16 protein-coding genes are annotated in these 15,579 nt (G+C 63.0%); 6 read left to right on the plus strand and 10 right to left on the minus strand.

Annotated features, from left to right (window positions below; all coding sequences use genetic code 11):
- Positions 1 to 37 precede the first annotated feature (37 nt).
- Complete coding sequence (locus IE079_RS00535; protein WP_189571273.1) at positions 38 to 1,486, minus strand: rhomboid family intramembrane serine protease; 1,449 nt, start codon at positions 1,484 to 1,486, stop codon at positions 38 to 40.
- Between the two features lie 279 nt (positions 1,487 to 1,765).
- Here IE079_RS00535 and IE079_RS00540 point away from each other — a divergent pair, with 279 nt between their 5' ends.
- Positions 1,766 to 1,972: a hypothetical protein gene (locus IE079_RS00540; protein ID WP_189571276.1), complete on the plus strand. Its 207-nt coding sequence runs from the start codon at positions 1,766 to 1,768 to the stop codon at positions 1,970 to 1,972.
- Between the two features lie 72 nt (positions 1,973 to 2,044).
- Here IE079_RS00540 and IE079_RS00545 read toward each other — a convergent pair whose 3' ends face one another.
- The 4 genes from IE079_RS00545 to IE079_RS00560 form a co-directional block, all read right to left on the minus strand.
- Complete coding sequence (locus tag IE079_RS00545; RefSeq protein ID WP_189571279.1) at positions 2,045 to 2,446, minus strand: MAPEG family protein; 402 nt, start codon at positions 2,444 to 2,446, stop codon at positions 2,045 to 2,047.
- A gap of 3 nt (positions 2,447 to 2,449) precedes the next feature.
- Positions 2,450 to 2,692, minus strand: coding sequence for a GlsB/YeaQ/YmgE family stress response membrane protein (locus IE079_RS00550; RefSeq protein WP_189571282.1), 243 nt, complete (start codon positions 2,690 to 2,692; stop codon positions 2,450 to 2,452).
- Between the two features lie 162 nt (positions 2,693 to 2,854).
- A complete protein-coding gene (locus tag IE079_RS00555) occupies positions 2,855 to 3,454 on the minus strand; it encodes a class GN sortase (protein WP_189571284.1) in 600 nt (199 codons plus the stop codon).
- A 2-nt stretch (positions 3,455 to 3,456) separates the two neighbouring features.
- The gene (locus tag IE079_RS00560; RefSeq protein ID WP_189571287.1) at positions 3,457 to 5,583 is read right to left on the minus strand and encodes a marine proteobacterial sortase target protein; all 2,127 of its coding nucleotides are present in this window, start codon (positions 5,581 to 5,583) and stop codon (positions 3,457 to 3,459) included.
- Positions 5,584 to 5,793: 210 nt separating this feature from the next.
- Here IE079_RS00560 and pdsR point away from each other — a divergent pair, with 210 nt between their 5' ends.
- Positions 5,794 to 6,495 (plus strand): proteobacterial dedicated sortase system response regulator, encoded by a 702-nt coding sequence (gene pdsR, locus IE079_RS00565; protein ID WP_189571290.1) that lies wholly within the window; start codon positions 5,794 to 5,796, stop codon positions 6,493 to 6,495.
- Between the two features lie 3 nt (positions 6,496 to 6,498).
- Positions 6,499 to 8,502: an ATP-binding protein gene (locus IE079_RS00570; protein WP_189571294.1), complete on the plus strand. Its 2,004-nt coding sequence runs from the start codon at positions 6,499 to 6,501 to the stop codon at positions 8,500 to 8,502.
- On the opposite strand, the gene IE079_RS00575 is transcribed toward IE079_RS00570, so the two are convergent.
- The 4 genes from IE079_RS00575 to gloA form a co-directional block, all read right to left on the minus strand.
- On the minus strand, positions 8,499 to 9,272 hold the full coding sequence (locus tag IE079_RS00575) for an ATP-binding protein (RefSeq protein ID WP_189571297.1): 774 nt from the start codon (positions 9,270 to 9,272) through the stop codon (positions 8,499 to 8,501). The genes IE079_RS00570 and IE079_RS00575 overlap by 4 nt on opposite strands.
- The gene (locus IE079_RS00580; RefSeq protein WP_189571300.1) at positions 9,269 to 10,003 is read right to left on the minus strand and encodes a polyamine aminopropyltransferase; all 735 of its coding nucleotides are present in this window, start codon (positions 10,001 to 10,003) and stop codon (positions 9,269 to 9,271) included. Before IE079_RS00580 ends, IE079_RS00575 begins: the two co-directional genes overlap by 4 nt.
- A 237-nt stretch (positions 10,004 to 10,240) precedes the next feature.
- Positions 10,241 to 11,977 carry a methyl-accepting chemotaxis protein gene (locus IE079_RS00585; protein WP_189571303.1) on the minus strand — a complete coding sequence of 579 codons (1,737 nt, stop codon included), beginning with the start codon at positions 11,975 to 11,977 and terminating at the stop codon, positions 10,241 to 10,243.
- 70 nt (positions 11,978 to 12,047) lie between these two features.
- Complete coding sequence (gloA, locus tag IE079_RS00590; RefSeq protein WP_189571305.1) at positions 12,048 to 12,488, minus strand: lactoylglutathione lyase; 441 nt, start codon at positions 12,486 to 12,488, stop codon at positions 12,048 to 12,050.
- 241 nt (positions 12,489 to 12,729) lie between these two features.
- On the opposite strand from gloA, the gene IE079_RS00595 reads away from it, so the two are divergent.
- From IE079_RS00595 to IE079_RS00605, 3 genes are all read left to right on the plus strand, one after another.
- The gene (locus IE079_RS00595) at positions 12,730 to 13,242 is read left to right on the plus strand and encodes a hypothetical protein (RefSeq protein ID WP_189571308.1); all 513 of its coding nucleotides are present in this window, start codon (positions 12,730 to 12,732) and stop codon (positions 13,240 to 13,242) included.
- A gap of 92 nt (positions 13,243 to 13,334) precedes the next feature.
- The gene (locus IE079_RS00600) at positions 13,335 to 14,267 is read left to right on the plus strand and encodes an aldo/keto reductase (RefSeq protein ID WP_189571311.1); all 933 of its coding nucleotides are present in this window, start codon (positions 13,335 to 13,337) and stop codon (positions 14,265 to 14,267) included.
- The gene (locus IE079_RS00605) at positions 14,267 to 14,944 is read left to right on the plus strand and encodes a DUF6064 family protein (protein WP_189571313.1); all 678 of its coding nucleotides are present in this window, start codon (positions 14,267 to 14,269) and stop codon (positions 14,942 to 14,944) included. Before IE079_RS00600 ends, IE079_RS00605 begins: the two co-directional genes overlap by 1 nt.
- Here IE079_RS00605 and IE079_RS00610 read toward each other — a convergent pair.
- Positions 14,920 to 15,522: a methyltransferase family protein gene (locus IE079_RS00610; protein WP_189571315.1), complete on the minus strand. Its 603-nt coding sequence runs from the start codon at positions 15,520 to 15,522 to the stop codon at positions 14,920 to 14,922. The two genes, IE079_RS00605 and IE079_RS00610, sit on opposite strands and share 25 nt — an antisense overlap.
- Positions 15,523 to 15,579 lie beyond the last annotated feature (57 nt).

The following is a 15,579-nucleotide window of genomic DNA, read 5'->3' on the forward strand; positions in this document are numbered from 1 at the left end:
CGCCACCGGAAAACTCTGAAAAAAGCCGCCGACGCCGTCAGAGGCCCTTCAACAACATCCGGTATTCATTGGCCCTGGGCTCCATCTGCCGCTTGCTGAACTCCTCGGCCAACAGACGGCCCGCCTCCCGTACCATGTCCACGCCGCCGGTCGCCTTCAACCTGGCAAAGGCTTTTTCCGCCAGTTTCAGGTCATCACTGCGCAGGGCGGCGAACAGAACCCGGTTGTGCTCCTCCGGGGGCAGGGGCTGGTCGGATTCTGCCAGGTCCAGGTACTCCTGCCAGGTAGCCAGCAGGTTTTCCGGCTGCTGCAGGCGCAGATACTGGTGCATCAGGGCAACCGCCCGCTGCCGGTAGGCGGGCTGGTCCGGTCGCAGCTTGTCCAGATGGTACAGGTGCTCCAGGATGACCGGCCGGTCCGGGTGAGCCTGCCAGAGAGCTTCGAAACGTTGCCGCGCCTGGGTGAAATCCATCCGCGCCAGAGCTTCCATGGCCCTGGCGTACTCCCGTGTGAACGCCTCGTCCTGCTCTTCCACTTCCGGTTCGTAGAACGACTCGCGGGCCTGGAACCAGCCCCTGCCCGACAGCAGGATCAACGCGGCGCCGGCCAGCAGCCCGCCGGCGTGGGCCAGATAGGCGATGCCGTCACCACCGGAAGCCCAGTAATGGTAGATCTCCTTGCCCACCCAGATGGGCAGGATCACCAGCGCCGGGGCCCGGAAATAATTGAAGTAGACGCCCAGGTAATAGAAAAACCGGATCTTCCTGAGGCCGAAGAAGGCCACGTACATTCCCATCAGCCCGGATACTGACCCGGAAGCACCGACCAACGGCACCGCCTCGCCCCAGTTGAAGGCCACGTGGGTCAGCCCCGCAACCACCCCGCACAACAGATAGGCCAGCAGGTAACGCCCCGGGCCCAGGGCCTTTTCCACGGTAAACCCGAGCAGAAACAGGAACAGCATGTTGCCGATCAGATGATCCCAGCCGCCGTGAAGAAACTGGTAGGTAATCAGGCTGTAGAAATTGAGGTCCGACGGCATCAGCCCCGCCTCATAGGCGCTCAGCCGTGAGATGTACTGCTGCTGGATCTGCTCCCGTTGCGACTGCCACAGGCTGCGCTCGCGGCTGGTCATCAGCAGGTCACGGTTGTCCTGAAGGTACCGGTAGAACGCCTGGTCGGACAGAATGATCGAGGCCAGGCCGACACGGTCCCCCTCCGTCTTCAGGTACTCGACCCAGTCCAGCGTGACCTGCAGGTCGGTGTTGCCCTCCAGGCTGATTTCCCGCTCCAGGTAGTCCTGGTACAACGGCGCTTCCAGCCGGTCAAGCTCCGCCTCGAGGTAGCTGCGCACAGCGCCTTCCGTCAACTCCGGGTCCTTGCCCTGGTAGAGCAGGAACGCCAGCAGACTTGCCAGCATCAGCGCGAAGGTCATCCAGGGCGGACGTTTCCAGTCGACTTTCTTCTCAGCGGGAATAATCAGCATTGGCGGCCACTTTTCATCACAATAGGTCGGTGATTACCCGGTTTTTTACCACAGCCCGGCCAGCTTTTCGCGCTGTAATAGTCATGGGCGGCAGGACATCTGCCGGCAATTTCCTGAAACGAGGAACAGCGCATGTCACACAGGCGTCATAGCAATGTCATTAAATCAGGACAGCGAATCACCCACGCAGAACACCAGGTATTGCCAAGCTCCCGCAGACCAACGATAGTATGCGGGAATCAGAACAATAGCCTGACCCAATAAGATAAGGAACACGACATGACGGTACTTGTACTGGATAGCCCGGAGCTGATTGCCCGCGCAGCGGCCATGGAGGCAGCCCAGGCCAGCAAACAGGTTCAGGCGGAAGAAACCGGGGACGTTCACGCAGACGCGGAGGCTTCAGCCTCCGGCCAAATGGCCTGCACAACGGGTAAGAATTCACGTTGCGAGCAACCGCAAGAAACCCTGGCCCTTGTTATCTGACCAACCTCCCGGTCTGCCCGATGATGATATCGTCAGGGCAGGCCGGACACGATTCCCGCAGAACCGCCCCCGTCAGGGCTGAACCTGGATCACGTTCCAGACCAGTAGCACCGCCATCACCAGAATACTGAACCAGGTCAGCAGAATGCCCACCAGCCGCGCCTTATGGGGCCCGCCGTGGCCATTGAACATGCCGAAAGCGTGCAGGATGCGCCCACCCACCAGGGCCATGCCCACCCAGTAGATCCATTGCCCGTTGACCCCATTGAGTTCGCCAACCGCCATCAGGATCAGCGCCATCGGCGCGTATTCGACCAGATTGCCATGGGCGCGCACCGCCACCTCGAACTCCTGGTCGTCGTTAACCCCCAGGCCCTGTCGATACTTCAGACGGTACCGGGACACCTGGACCGACAGGAACAGCAGCAGAATTGCGGTAACAGCGGCAAACACCGCAGTAACAGGCATCAGCATAAATCAGTCCTTCTTGATAGCGCTGACCACGGCCAGCAGCAGAACAGCACCTACGGTCGCGGTGACCAGCTCACCAATCCGGCCACCTGCCTGCAGCTGCAGAAGGCCGAACACGAAGCCGCCGACAAACGAACCGACAATACCGATACCGATATTGGCCAGCAGGCCGAAGCCACGGCCTTTCATGATCAGGCCGGCCAGCCAGCCGGCAACACCACCGATAATGAGGAACAGAATCAGGTTCATCCGTGTGACTCCCTGGTAGAGGGGTAGAAACGGGCGGCACTGTTGACGCAACCGCCCGCGCCTGGATGAACCGAGATTGCCGTTATTTTCAGGTGCATGCAAGCGTATAAAAACAAACGCCCCGAGACGGAGACCGGCAGAGAGCCCGACGAAACCTGCCCGTCAGACGCCGGCCGGCGGCTGATCGTCCGCCGGCCACGCCATATCACGGCTGGCCTCCACCACGAAACGCAACGGGCCATTGGCATCGAGAGCGTCAAAGGGATAGCAGGTCACCAGCACCAGTGAGTTCCGGTTGTAGTGGCTCAGGTCCATCTGTTGCTGGCGACTGTCGACAACCTTCAGGGAGTCCACCCGGTACCGGCGCCACGCCCCGTCGGCGAACTGCAGGCGGATCTCCTGCCCCTGGCGAATGTCCTTCAGCGGCCGGAAGTGGGTATCGCGATGGCCGGCAACCACCACCGGTGACCGGGGCCGTTCGCCCAGGCCTGGGCCGGTCACCTGCCCCGGCCCGAAAGCCAGGCTTTCGCCGTGACCGCCGGAGAGTACCACCAGCGCAGACTTTTCCCCGGGCAACTGCAGCCTCGCCACCGGCCAGGTGTCCGCCCAGGGCCAGGGCCGGCTTTCCACCTGGCTGGCCTGGGTCCGGGCCCAGGCCATGGTCAGGAGTTCCTGGGCCACCACGGCCTTGAAGGGAATCCACAGGCCGGCCAGCAACAGGCCGGCGGACAGGGTGACCACCAACAGTAACAGGCGCCCCATGGTTACACCCTCCAGCGGCGGATCGCCGCAATCAGACCGGACAGCAACAACCCGAGCAACCCGCTGAGCATGAGCAAAGGCGCCGGCGTAGCGGTCTGCGGGTAGCCGATGCGTTGATGCGGGCTGCCAGCGGGCATCAGCGAGGGCACCGCAGCTTGCTCCAAGTCCTCTTCCACAGACCTTGCCGGGGTCTTGTCAGTGGCCACGAAACTGGTGTAGGGCGTCACCAATTGATGTCTCAGACCCAAGGCAAGCACCTGCTCCCGGGTATCGTCTCCGACCTGGCCCGACAAACCCTGGTCCAGCAGCTGGTCGATCTGCGCCCGGGCCCACAGGCGATGGATGCCAGCTCCCGACGAGGCCTGCTCCAGAGCCAGTCCGCGCTGCCAGGACTGGCCGCCAGGCAGCGAGCCGGACACCGCCAGATCTCCTTCGGGCGAAGCGCCCCGGGCCAGCAGCATCATGGGCTCGCCCAGGTAGAGATCACCAACTCTTGCCGGGAATTGCTCATCGGCCTCCACACCAGCCGGCCAGTTCACGTCGATATCTGTCAGCACCGGTGACTGCATCTTGCGAAACAGGGTATCCAACTGGCGGGACACTTCCGACAGATCACTGATGGCGGTGTAGGTACCACGACCAAAACGCGCGGCCTGCCCCATGAAATGCATATTGGGGGCAGAGCCGATACCCACCGTGAACAGCCGGCTGCCACCGAGCTGGTCGCGGATCTGGCCGAATAAAGCCTGCTCGTTCCCGACCGCACCATCGGTGACAAATACCACCTGGCGCAGGTCGGTGATGGTGGATTCTTTGTCACCATCCAGGGCCGCGTCCAGGGCAGAGGCCATCTCAGTGCCACCATTGGCCTGTAAGCCCCGGATATAACGGCGGGCCCGCTCAAGGTTGTCGGCGCCCGCAGTCACCGGCTGCGGGAACAACCGGCTGGTGTGGCTGTTGAACTGGATGACATTGAAGGTATCGCCCGGCCCCAGGGTATCCAGTGATGTCAGCATGGCTTCCCGGGCCTGCTGGATGGAGGCGCCGGCCATGGAGCCGGAGGTGTCGATGACCAGGATCAGCTCCCGCGTCAGCACCCGGCTGCCCTGCTCACCTGGTACCAGCATCGCCAGCAGATAATCTTCACCCTGCCAGGTTTCGTGGAAGACGGCGGCGGCCGGTTCCTGGCCGCGAACGGGTCGCCACCTCAGCTGGAAATCCCGGTCCATGGCCACCGTTCCGGATACCGCTGTTACCCGGATGCTGTCGTTGCCATGCACATCGGTCACCTGATGGCTCGGGCTGCTCACCTTGCTCACCGGCAGCCCGGCCTGCAATTCGATGGCAATGGTCGCCTCGTGGCTACCGGTGGCCACGCCATCCCGGGCCACCTGAGGTGGAGTAATCTGGTGAGCGTCGGCCACTTCGGTGGTGGGCACCGCCCAGCCACCGGTCCACTGCGTGTCTTCCGGCACTGCTGGCACACCCGGAATATAACGTGGTGTCAGGGTGGTGGGCAGGCGCAGGCTGAATTCGCCACTGTCGTAACGCACCAGCTGCTGGTATTTCAGTTCCACGGTCACCGTCCTGCCCGGTGGGATATTGGCCAGGCGGGTGGTGAACAGGTTGGGGCGCTGCTGGTCCACCCGCGCCGCCTGACGGCCCTCCTGCTTCGCCTGTTCGTATTCCCGGCGGGCCTGCTGCCGCTCCCGAATCTCGCCAACAATCACCCGTTCGTCGGTGGTCATGGTCATGGCATGAACCGACGCATTCTCCGGCAGCGGAAAGGTATAGACTCCCTCCTGCCACTGATCCGAGGTATTGCCAAAGCTCTGGCGCAGACGCGTTTCGGCAATCAGCCCGGTCACCGTCACCTTGTAATCAGTACTCAGCACCGGAGCCGGCACCCGCCCCTGGTCACCCAGGTAATGGAATTCGCCGGTGCCTTCCTCCACCTGGCGTTCCGTTGCCCTGGCGTCCTCGAACAGCGGCTGGACAAACAGCAGCATCAGCATTGCCAACCAAAGGCTGGCCCCCTCGATCCGGCGCACCTGACGGTAGCTCAGGCGCCGCCGGCGTGGTGTCTGAATCTTTGTCCGGTATTCCGGTAATGGCTGGCTGGGCAGCATGGCTCAGGTTCCTTTTTCGGGTTGAACGTGGTGTGTACCTGAAACCATTAAAACGAAAGGAAACGTCGATCCGGTGGTGCAATCTGGCCAGGATCCGGCCAGAAAATGATGAATTGTGGCAATAGCCGTCAATCAGGAGGCTGTCAGCTTGTCCCCTCCCCCCGGGGTGGTTACATTTGGACCAGATTCAAAAAGGAAGTGGAAACGGCGATGAAGAAACAGATCGTGCTGGTGGAGGACGAGCCCGCCATCCGGGAAAATTACCGGGATGCCTTCGAGCGCCGGGGCTACAGTGTGGCCGTATACGGTGATCGCCAGAGTGCCTGGAAAACCCTGAAAACCGCCCTCCCCGACCTGGCGGTGATCGATGTGGGCCTGGGTGACGAGCCGGAAGGCGGCTTCGAGCTTTGCCAGGACCTGCGCCGGCTGTCCGCCACCGTGCCCATCATCTTCCTCACCGCCCGGGACAGTGATATCGACTCGGTCCATGGCCTGCGCCTGGGCGCCGACGACTATGTCACCAAGGACATGAGCCTGGATCACTTGCTGGCCCGGGTCACCGCCCTGCTGCGCCGGGCGGACGCCTGGGCCGAGGCCCTGCAGCAGCCGGACGAAGTGATGACCCGGGGCCGCCTGACCATCAACGTGGACCGCATGACCGTAGCCTGGGACGACCAGCCGGTGGATCTGACCGTCACCGAGTTCTGGATGCTCCACGCACTGGCCCGCCACCCCGGCCACGTGCGCAACCGCGAGCAGCTGATGCAGGCAGCCAGTACCGTGCTGGACGACAACACCGTGACTTCCCATATCAAACGCATCCGCCGCAAGTTCCAGCAGGTGGACCCGGACTTCGACGGCATCCAGACCGCCTACGGCATGGGTTATCGCTGGTACGCCCGTGAGGTGTAGCTCTTGTCCCTGAAGCGCCAGCTGTTCCTCGCCAGCCTGCTGATGCTGCTGATCCCCTGGGCGGGGCTGCAGTTCGTGCTGGAGCTGGACCAGGCCCTGCGCGACCAGTCCGCCAGCCAGCTGCAGACCCAGGCCCGGCGCATGGCCGACGTGGCGTCGTCGGAACTGGAGGGCACGGAACCGCTGACCGGCGACGACAGCGCCATTTACATCCGCCAGGCGCACCAGCCCATCAAACCCGATGGCCACGGCGACGACTGGCCCGGTTACCAGGAGGGCGAACAGCCCTGGCAGACCACCGCAGACGCCGAGGATGTGCTTGCCTGGCAGGCCGCCGTCCATGGCCGGTACCTGTACCTGTTGCTGCGGGTGCAGCGCCCCGACCCGCTCTACTACAACCCCGCCAGCCCCGACCAGCCCCATGAATTCCTGCGGCTGCGCTGGCGGTCCGACACGCTGGTGAATGAGCGGATTATCCGCACCTCCGCCCCCGGTCAGGTAGTAGGCCGGCTTCCCTTCAGCCTTGGACGGCAGGACCACCGCCTCAGCGGGGTCTGGCAGAGCCGGGGCAATGGCTACCAGGTAGAGCTGCGCCTGCCGCGGCTGCAGGTGGGGGACGAGCTTGCCATGGAAGTGGTGTGGCCGGATCCGGACAACCCGGAGCTCCTCCAGACTGCGGGAACCCGGCAGTACCCCTTGCCTGTGGTGACTGGCCGCAACCCCGCGCTGGAAGCCCGGCTGAACACCCTGCTCTCGTCCGGGCAACGGGTGCTGGTGAGCGAGCCGGCAGGCTGGCTGATTGCCCGCAGCGAGCAGCCTCTGGCGGACAATGGCCCCGCTTTCGACAGTCTGTCGCCGCTGGAAGTAATGGAACAGATCACCCTGAACGCCCTGCGCGCCCTGGTCCGCTTCTATCAGCCGGAACCGGCGTCTTTCCGGGATGAACAGACCCATCGGCAGACGCCGGACAGCGGCGGCCTGGTCCGGCACCCGGATAACGAGGTTTACCTGATGGCAACAGCGCCACTGGCAGATGGCCGGGTACTGGTACTGGAACAATCCCTGGACCAGATCCTGGCGCTGTCCGGCAATACCCTGGGTTCGGTGATTGCCCGCAGCGTACTACTGATCGTCGGCCTGATGCTGGTGCTGCTGGGCTATGCCAGCTGGCTGTCCTGGCGCATTGCGCGGCTGCAGCGGGCGGTAAATGCCAGTGTCGATCCCGATGGCCGCATACTCGCCAACATTCCCCCCAGCCGCGCCCGGGACGAGCTGGGGGAGCTCAACCGCCAGTTCGGCCACATGGTGGAGCGCCTGCAGGGCTATACCGACTACCTCGAGAGCTTCTCACGCCGCCTGTCCCATGAGCTGAAAACGCCGGTGGCGGTAATCCGCTCGTCCCTGGACAACCTCGACCATGCCACTTCCGATGAGGAACGGGCCAGCTACCGGGACCGTGCCCGCAGTGCCACCGACCGGCTCAGCCAGATCCTGCAGGGCATGAGCGAGGCGGCCCGGCTGGAGCAGAGCTTCGATCAGGCCGAACCGGAAAACTTTGATCTGGCAGAAGTGATGGCCGAAGCCACCGCCGCCTACCAGAGCCTGGATCCGGACCACCAGATCCGCTACCGGGGTCCCGCCCACGGCTGCCCGATAACCGGCTCTCCGGAACTGATGGTGCAACTGCTGGACAAGCTGGTGGACAACGCCCGGGACTTCACGCCTGTGGGCGGACAGATTGTTGTCTCCCTGGTCCGGGCCGGGCCGATCCTGCGACTGTCGGTGTTCAATGAAGGACCGGCCCTGCCGGAAGCCCTGGCGCGGGATATCTTCAACCCCTTCGTGTCGGTCCGGGAAGGCAGCGGCGAAGGCCATCTGGGGCAGGGGCTGCTGATCGTGCGGCTGATTGCCGAGCACCATGGCGGCAGCGTGCGGGCCGGCAATCATGCCGATCAGGGCGTGGCCGGGGTGAGGTTTGAGGTGGATCTGCCCGGCGCTGATGCTTAGCGGAAGTCGCCGCTGAACTGACGGTAGAACTGCTGGGCCGTGCGACCGCTGCGCCCGCCCCGGCTGGTGGCAAAGCGCATGGCATACAGGTGCAGGGTTTCCCGGTCGGTGACCTGCGGGAACAGGGCATCGATGGCCTGCAGGTAGACATCTTTCGGGAAGGGATAAAACGACAGCTGCAACCCGAACCGGTCCGCCAGCGATACCTGCTCCTCGATGGCTTCCGCCGGATGCAGCTCGCCACCCTTCACCTCACTCTGCAGGTTGTCCGACATGAACTCCGGCATCAGGTGACGACGATTGGAGGTGGCGTAGACCCGCACATTCTCCGGCGGCAGCTCCAGGGACCCTTCCAGCACGCTTTTCAGGGCCTTGTAACCGGACTCTCCGGTTTCGAAGGACAGGTCGTCACAGTAGATAACGAAGCGCCAGGGTTGCTCACTGATGTCGTCAACGATTTCCGGCAGGTTGACCAGGTCGTCCTTGTCCACCTCGATCATGCGCAGGCCATCCTGACCATAACGGTTCAGCAGTGCCTTGATCAGGGAGGACTTGCCGGTACCCCGGGAGCCCCACAGGAGCACGTTGTTGGATGGCTTGCCGGCGAGGAAGCGTTCGGTGTTGCGGGCCAGTTCCGCCTGTTGCCGCTCGATGCCCTGCAGCTGGTCCCAGCGCACCGGGTCCAGCCGGCGAATCGCCCGCAGGCCCTGGCGGTGACGACGCCAGACGGCCGCGGTGTGGCTGGCCCAGTCAATGGCGGTGTCGGTCATTGATCGGTCTCTCCCTTCGCCCTGGCCAGATAGATGGTATTGGTGGCTTCCCGGTTCTGGAACGGATTGAAGAAAGACACCACCCGGGCCTCCGGGGCCACGAACACCTGTTCCAGAACCTGCAGGAAGTCCTCGTCCGGCGGCTCGTTGGACCACATACCGAACATGCCGCCAGGCCTGAGTTGTTCGGCCATACGCCCCAGGGACTCGGCGTTGTAGAAGGTGGCGTTGGATTCGTTCAGCAGGGCCCGGGGAGAGTGATCGATATCCAGCAGGATAGCGTCGAACTGACGCCCGGGCTGGTCCGGGTCGAAGCCCTGCTGCGGGTCGGCCAGCTCGAAGAAACTGCCATGAATGTAACGGCAGCGGGGGTCGTCATTGAGTGCCCGGCCCAGGGGCACCTTTTCTTCCTCGTGCCAGCGGATGACGGTACCCAGGGCGTCCACTACCAGCACCCCCCCCACCCGGTCATGGCGCAGGGCTGCCTCGGCGGTATAGCCAAGGCCGAGACCACCCACTACCACGGCGAGATCGTCCCCCTGGGTCACCTCCAGGGTCAGATCCGCCAGCGCCACCTCGGCATCCACAAACATGCTGGACATGAGGAACTCCTCCCCCAGCTTGACCTCGTAGATGTCCCGCTCACCAAGGGCCGGAATACGGCGGCGACGCAGGGTAATCTCCCCCAGTGGCGAAGGCTGGCTGTCGATCTGTTCAAACAGAAGACCCATGGTCTGACTCCCCGGGTAAAAGGCGCATGTTAGCACCTGTGGGAGGAGAGCTCATGTCGGGAGGAAAGAAAGCGAGTAAGGAAAGGGCGCTTAAGCCCCTCTCCCTTGAGGGGAGAGGGGTTGGGGTGAGGGTGGAGCCGGCGTCTCCACAGCTAGACCGCCTTTCACCCTCACCCTGGCCCTCTCCCCTCAAGGGAGAGGGGATGTTGAATGGAGACTAGAGAATGGCCTGTTGGGTCATTTATCAACGCCCACCGCTTTCGGAACGATACCGGAGGTCATCACACCCCATTTCTTGCCATCCACATACAAGGGTACGTAGATCACCAGCACCACATTGGTGGTGCCCGGCAGCACAAAGGTACCCATGCTCAGGTAGGTACACTTGCGCAGGTTCTCCAGCTCCTGACCGCGCACGGTAATACGCTTGTGCACACTGCGGGCTGCATCGACTTTGGGGTCGCCCGTCATGGGCTGGGCACTGGCGCTGCGGGCAATCGGCAGGTAACCGTTATGGTCCGTGGGCAGGGTGTAGATGATGCCGTCCTTGCCCCCCAGATCCCACTCGTCCAGCAGCGGCTGGATGCGTTTGCCCAGGGCCTCGTTCCAGCTGGTGGAGAATTTCTGCCCACCGGTGTCCGGAATTTCCTTGTAGTTGAAGTCAAACAGGTTGTAGCCCTCCTGACGGAGGTCTTCCATGATTTCCTGAAGCTGGTCACGGCGGGCAAACAGCTTGTTGGTCATGCTCTCGAGGGGACCCTCACCTAGGTTGAAGCGACACAGGGCCTGCAGCACCAGGTTGGTGTTGTCCCGCAGGGCATCCGCCTGGGTGTAGATGTTGGTCATGCCCTCCCGGATCTGCTCGCTGCGGTCACGGATTTCCGAGGCATGGCCATGGGTCTCGGTGTTGGTGGCCGTCAGCTGTTCGAGGGAGCTGCTCACCATCAACAGGTCTTCGTGAGCCTGGGTGAAGTCGTTCACCATGGTGCCGAACTGACCGGCAGCCGCCTTGACGGATTCGCCAGCGGTGGCGCTCTGGGTCATGATTGACTGGGCCTGATTACCCGCCCCGGACATGGCGTTGATCATCTCCTCCAGAAGGCTGCCAATCTGGCTGGCCGCTTCGCCCACGCGGACCGACAAATTGCGCACTTCATCGGCCACCACGGCAAAGCCCCGCCCCTGCTCACCGGCACGGGCCGCCTCGATGGCCGCGTTCAGGGCCAGCATGTTGGTCTGCTCCGAGAAATCCTGCACGGTGCCGAGTATCTTCTGGATCTGGCCGGAGGAATCCTCCAGCCGGGCAATATTCTGCTGGAACTCACCCATGGCGTTATTGATAGTCTCCACCTGGAAGCGGGCTTCCTCCAGTTGCTGGCTGGACTCCCGGGCCACGTCGAGATTACGGGTGTTCATTTCGGTAATAGTGGTGGTGCGACCGGAGATCTCCTGCAACGCCGTGGTGGTTTCGTTACTGGCCTGGAAAATCTGCTCCGACAGGCTTTGCTGGCCGTTCGCGTCACGGTTGGCCAGTTCCGCCAGCAAGCGGCTGCGGGCGGACGACAGGGAGATGCTGATGCTCTGGTGCTGGAAGTCCAGGATCATCTCCCGCAGGCGCTTGTTGAACGCTCTCAGCGCCCGGGCCTCCTCGGAATCATCATTCGCCGTCAGGCCTTCGGAAAGATCAATCTGCTGGCCCAGAGCCCGCTCGAATACCTGGCTGATGCTGCGATCCCGGCGGGACTGGATACCCAGGTACCAGGCAAGGGCCACAACGGCAACGCTCAGAACAACCGCAATGAGGGCAACAGTGCCGGAGGACAGCCACGCCACCACCGCGACCAGCGCCACCTGTAGCACAATCAATAGCAGCGCAGTTGGTGAAGGCAGCCAGCGATTGACGCCGGAAGGCTTGTCGGAAGCCGAGGGATGCCCGTGGGACACCGCTTCGGCACTGGCGGACGAAGATTGCATGTATACCCCCCCCCCTGCTCGGAATCAGTCTGGCGTCAGAACGTTGTGGTTTTTATTGGCGGCAACCGGGTCACCAGCTACCTGTGTTTTCCATACTGGCCCATGGTTCACGTATCGGCAGGGGTTCGTCTTTCTGTAGTAATTCAATGGATATACCGTCCGGAGAGCGCACAAACGCCATACGCCCATCCCTCGGTGGGCGGTTGATGGTGACGCCGTTGTCCTGCAGGTGCTGACACAACTCGTAAATGTCATCCACCCCGTAGGCCAGGTGGCCGAAGTTGCGGCCCCCGGCATACTCCTCCGGGTCCCAGTTCCAGGTCAGTTCGATCATCGGCGCCCGATCTTCCCGCGCCCGTTGCTCGTCTTCCGGTGCCGCGAGGAACACCAGGGTAAAGCGGCCCTTTTCCACCTCCTTGCGGCTGATCTCCTTCAGCCCGAGCAGATCGCAGTAGAAACGCAGGGATTCGTCCAGGTCGCTCACGCGAACCATGGTGTGAAGGTATTGCATGACACTCTCCAGTCAGTGGTTAACAAGGCGCAACCAGTATAACCGGCAAGGACCACCGGCAGGGCACCTTACAGTCTGGTAAATTGCCAACCGTTCGATGTCAGTCGCCACGACAGTGGTGCAGGATAGCCGGTCCGAGGGAGCTGGAGGTCCCCGCGCCGATAGCAGGCCGGTACCAGGCCCGCCTGTCGTGCAAGTCAACCCGACCGGTCGCCAACAAGGACGAAAGGAAACGAGAACCATGACGCCAACCCGCTTACTGGCAACTTCCGTGATAGCCCTGCTCGCTGGCAGCCTGCTCGTGGCCGGCGCCAGCGCACACTCAACCCTGAGCGATATCACCCAGGACGGCGAGGGAAAGGTCACCCTGCCAGTCGTCCCCGAGAGCAAGCTGATCATTCATGCCACCCGGGGTATCGACAAAAGCACCGGTGAGGACACCGTGCAGAGCCTGCCCCTGGCCGTGTTTCTGACCCTGATGACCCCGGACGATGTGGTCGACTGGTACCGGGAACAGCTGCCGGACTATACCGTTCTGCGCAGTGACAGCGGCGAGCACGCCCAGGTTCTGGAAAAGGCCAGTGACGATACCCGTATCGACGGCCCGGACACCTACCGCATTCCCAATATCCGCATCCAGCCTACCGACGCCCGCACTGCAACCCATATGAAGGGCGCCAGAACCATGCTGCAGGTGTACTACCAGCCGGCGCCGGAGTCCGAGTCCGAAGAAGCCACTGACGGCGAGCCCTGACCTGCCAGGGTCACCCCGGGGGAAACTGGACTTTCAGGAACTGTCGGTTATTGTCAGGGTCAGTGAAGTTATATTTCTGACCGGAGACAGTCATGGCAGACCAATGGTCACTACAGCGGCGGCGCCTGCTACAGGGCCTGGCGGCAGGCGCTGGTCTGTCCGCGTTACCTTTTTCGCTGGCACGGGCGCAGGACAGCGGTCCGCTTACCCGCCCGTTGCCCACGGCGGACATCACCCTTCCCACCGTTGGCCTGGGCACCTGGATCACCTTCAATGTCGGCAACAACCAGCGTTTGCTGGATAACTGCGCGGACGTTATGGCAGCGTTCTTCGAAGGCGGTGGCGCCATGATCGACTCCTCGCCCATGTACGGCTCGTCCCAGAACACCGTGGGCTATGGTCTGGATAAACTGAATGCCCGCGAGCAGGTGTTTTCCGCCGACAAGATCTGGACGCGGGACGCGGACCAGGGTCGCCAGCAGAGCCGGGAATCCGCCGAACTGTGGCAGGTGGACCGGTTTGATCTGCTGCAGGTGCATAATCTGGTGAGCTGGCGGGCACACATGGACACCCTCAGGGCCATGCGGGACGACGGCGCCGTGCGAACCATCGGCATCACCACCTCCCATGGGCGCCGCCACCGGGAGGTGGAGCGGATCATGGACAGCGAGCCCATCGATTTCGTGCAGCTGACCTACAACCCGGTGGATCGTGAGGCGGAGGACCGTCTGCTGCCATTGGCCCGGGAAAAAGGTATTGGCGTGATCGTCAACCGCCCGTTCCGTCGGGGCGCCCTCACCGAACGATTGGCCAGCGAGCCCCTGCCGGACTGGGCCGGCGAGGTGGGCGCAGAGTCCTGGGCACAGCTGATCCTCAAGTTCATCCTCAGCCATCCGGCCGTCACCTGCGCCATCCCCGCCACCACCCGGGTAGACCATGTACGGGAAAACCTGGCAGCCGCGAGCCAGCCGCTGCCCGACCAGGCGTTGAGGGCCCGCATTGCCGACACGATTCGCGCCTTGTAATGGATGCGCTGCTGAGCTATCACCCCCGGGACTTTTTGCTGTTTTCCCCCCGGGTCTACTGGGCACTGGTAACCGGCAACAACGAGTCCTGGTGGCCTCTGGCGATACTGGCGCCACTGGCCGGTGTACTGGTGGTCTGGCTGATTGCCCGCCGGGGCAGTCAGGGTCGCCGCCTTGCCCTGGCCAGCGCCGGCGCACTCTGGTGGTTCGTGACCTGGTCGTTCCTGTGGCAGCAGTACCGGGCCATTAACTGGGCGGTCGACTGGGCCATTCCCGCGCTGGTAATCCTGGGCGCGCTGCTCCTGGTGTTTGCCATGACGACCGGGCCGGTGACAGCCTGTCGACCTCACCGGTACCGAATCGGGCTGATGCTGGTGATCTGGGGTACATTGATCCACCCCCTGGGCTTTTTACTGGATGATCGAAGGATGCAGGCCGCGGATACCTGGCTGCTGTTTCCCGACCCACTTGCCCTCACCACTCTGGGCATTGCCCTGACCACCCTGGCTGGCTGGCGACTGGCGCTGGCACTGCCTGTGCCCCTGCTGTGGAGCATGACCGGTGGCGCCACCCTGCTTGGGCTGGAGTCTCCCATTGGCTGGGCGATGCTGATTGCCGCGGGTATAGCCGTGGCAGGGTGGTTACCCCTGACTCAGAGCCAGCGGGGCACCTGCTGACGATAGTGACTGTAGGGCTCACCATAGTGCTCGGCCAGTGCCGCTTCCTCCGCCAGCGCCTGACGGCGTATCACCCACACACCCACCAGCAGGCAGATCAGAGAGAACACACTGGGCAGTGCCAGAAAGAAACCCGCCTGCCCCAGGATAATGGCCAGAAACAGAGGGTTGCGACTGCGGGCGTAGGGCCCCGAGGTAAGCAGGCTGGGAGCCTGTTCCCGGTCAATCCCGGATCGCCAGTCGGCGCTCATGTACGCCTGAAGGTAACTGGCCAGCCCGAAAGAGCACAGTAATACCGCCACCCCGAATAGCAGCACGACCGGATGATAGAGCCAGCCGATGATTCCCAGCCACGGGTCAATGGGCCACAGGATGCGAAGCAGGCACACCAGCAGGATCGCGGCGCGGAAGACATTGAACAGTTGGCGGTTCCACCAGGTGGCGCTGCCGCTTTCGCCATAGTTGATATGGCTGAACCCCAGCCGGGCGTACAACCCGAGGGCACGACAGGCAAACAGGATGCCGATCAGGAGAAAGAAGCTGCCGAGGAAATGTCGGGTGAAAAGTTCTGCTGACATGAACACCGTTGGCCCGGTAAAACTGGATTTGGGATTCCAGAATACCGGACCGGGTGC

Source organism: Marinobacter zhanjiangensis, assembly GCF_014651935.1.
Classification (GTDB): Bacteria; Pseudomonadota; Gammaproteobacteria; order Pseudomonadales; family Oleiphilaceae; genus Marinobacter; species Marinobacter zhanjiangensis.

Excerpts from the sequence above, each read along its gene's own strand:
- IE079_RS00540 (WP_189571276.1), top strand. The coding sequence starts at position 1,766 with ATGACGGTACTTGTACTGGATAGCCCGGAGCTGATTGCCCGCGCAGCG.
- IE079_RS00580 (WP_189571300.1), bottom strand. The coding sequence starts at position 10,003 with ATGGGTCTTCTGTTTGAACAGATCGACAGCCAGCCTTCGCCACTGGGG.
- pdsR (WP_189571290.1), top strand. The coding sequence starts at position 5,794 with ATGAAGAAACAGATCGTGCTGGTGGAGGACGAGCCCGCCATCCGGGAA.
- IE079_RS00585 (WP_189571303.1), bottom strand. The coding sequence starts at position 11,977 with ATGCAATCTTCGTCCGCCAGTGCCGAAGCGGTGTCCCACGGGCATCCC.
- IE079_RS00535 (WP_189571273.1), bottom strand. The coding sequence starts at position 1,486 with ATGCTGATTATTCCCGCTGAGAAGAAAGTCGACTGGAAACGTCCGCCC.
- IE079_RS00575 (WP_189571297.1), bottom strand. The coding sequence starts at position 9,272 with ATGACCGACACCGCCATTGACTGGGCCAGCCACACCGCGGCCGTCTGG.
- IE079_RS00595 (WP_189571308.1), top strand. The coding sequence starts at position 12,730 with ATGACGCCAACCCGCTTACTGGCAACTTCCGTGATAGCCCTGCTCGCT.
- IE079_RS00550 (WP_189571282.1), bottom strand. The coding sequence starts at position 2,692 with ATGAACCTGATTCTGTTCCTCATTATCGGTGGTGTTGCCGGCTGGCTG.
- IE079_RS00600 (WP_189571311.1), top strand. The coding sequence starts at position 13,335 with ATGGCAGACCAATGGTCACTACAGCGGCGGCGCCTGCTACAGGGCCTG.
- gloA (WP_189571305.1), bottom strand. The coding sequence starts at position 12,488 with ATGCAATACCTTCACACCATGGTTCGCGTGAGCGACCTGGACGAATCC.
- IE079_RS00545 (WP_189571279.1), bottom strand. The coding sequence starts at position 2,446 with ATGCTGATGCCTGTTACTGCGGTGTTTGCCGCTGTTACCGCAATTCTG.
- IE079_RS00605 (WP_189571313.1), top strand. The coding sequence starts at position 14,267 with ATGGATGCGCTGCTGAGCTATCACCCCCGGGACTTTTTGCTGTTTTCC.
- IE079_RS00555 (WP_189571284.1), bottom strand. The coding sequence starts at position 3,454 with ATGGGGCGCCTGTTACTGTTGGTGGTCACCCTGTCCGCCGGCCTGTTG.
- IE079_RS00610 (WP_189571315.1), bottom strand. The coding sequence starts at position 15,522 with ATGTCAGCAGAACTTTTCACCCGACATTTCCTCGGCAGCTTCTTTCTC.
- IE079_RS00560 (WP_189571287.1), bottom strand. The coding sequence starts at position 5,583 with ATGCTGCCCAGCCAGCCATTACCGGAATACCGGACAAAGATTCAGACA.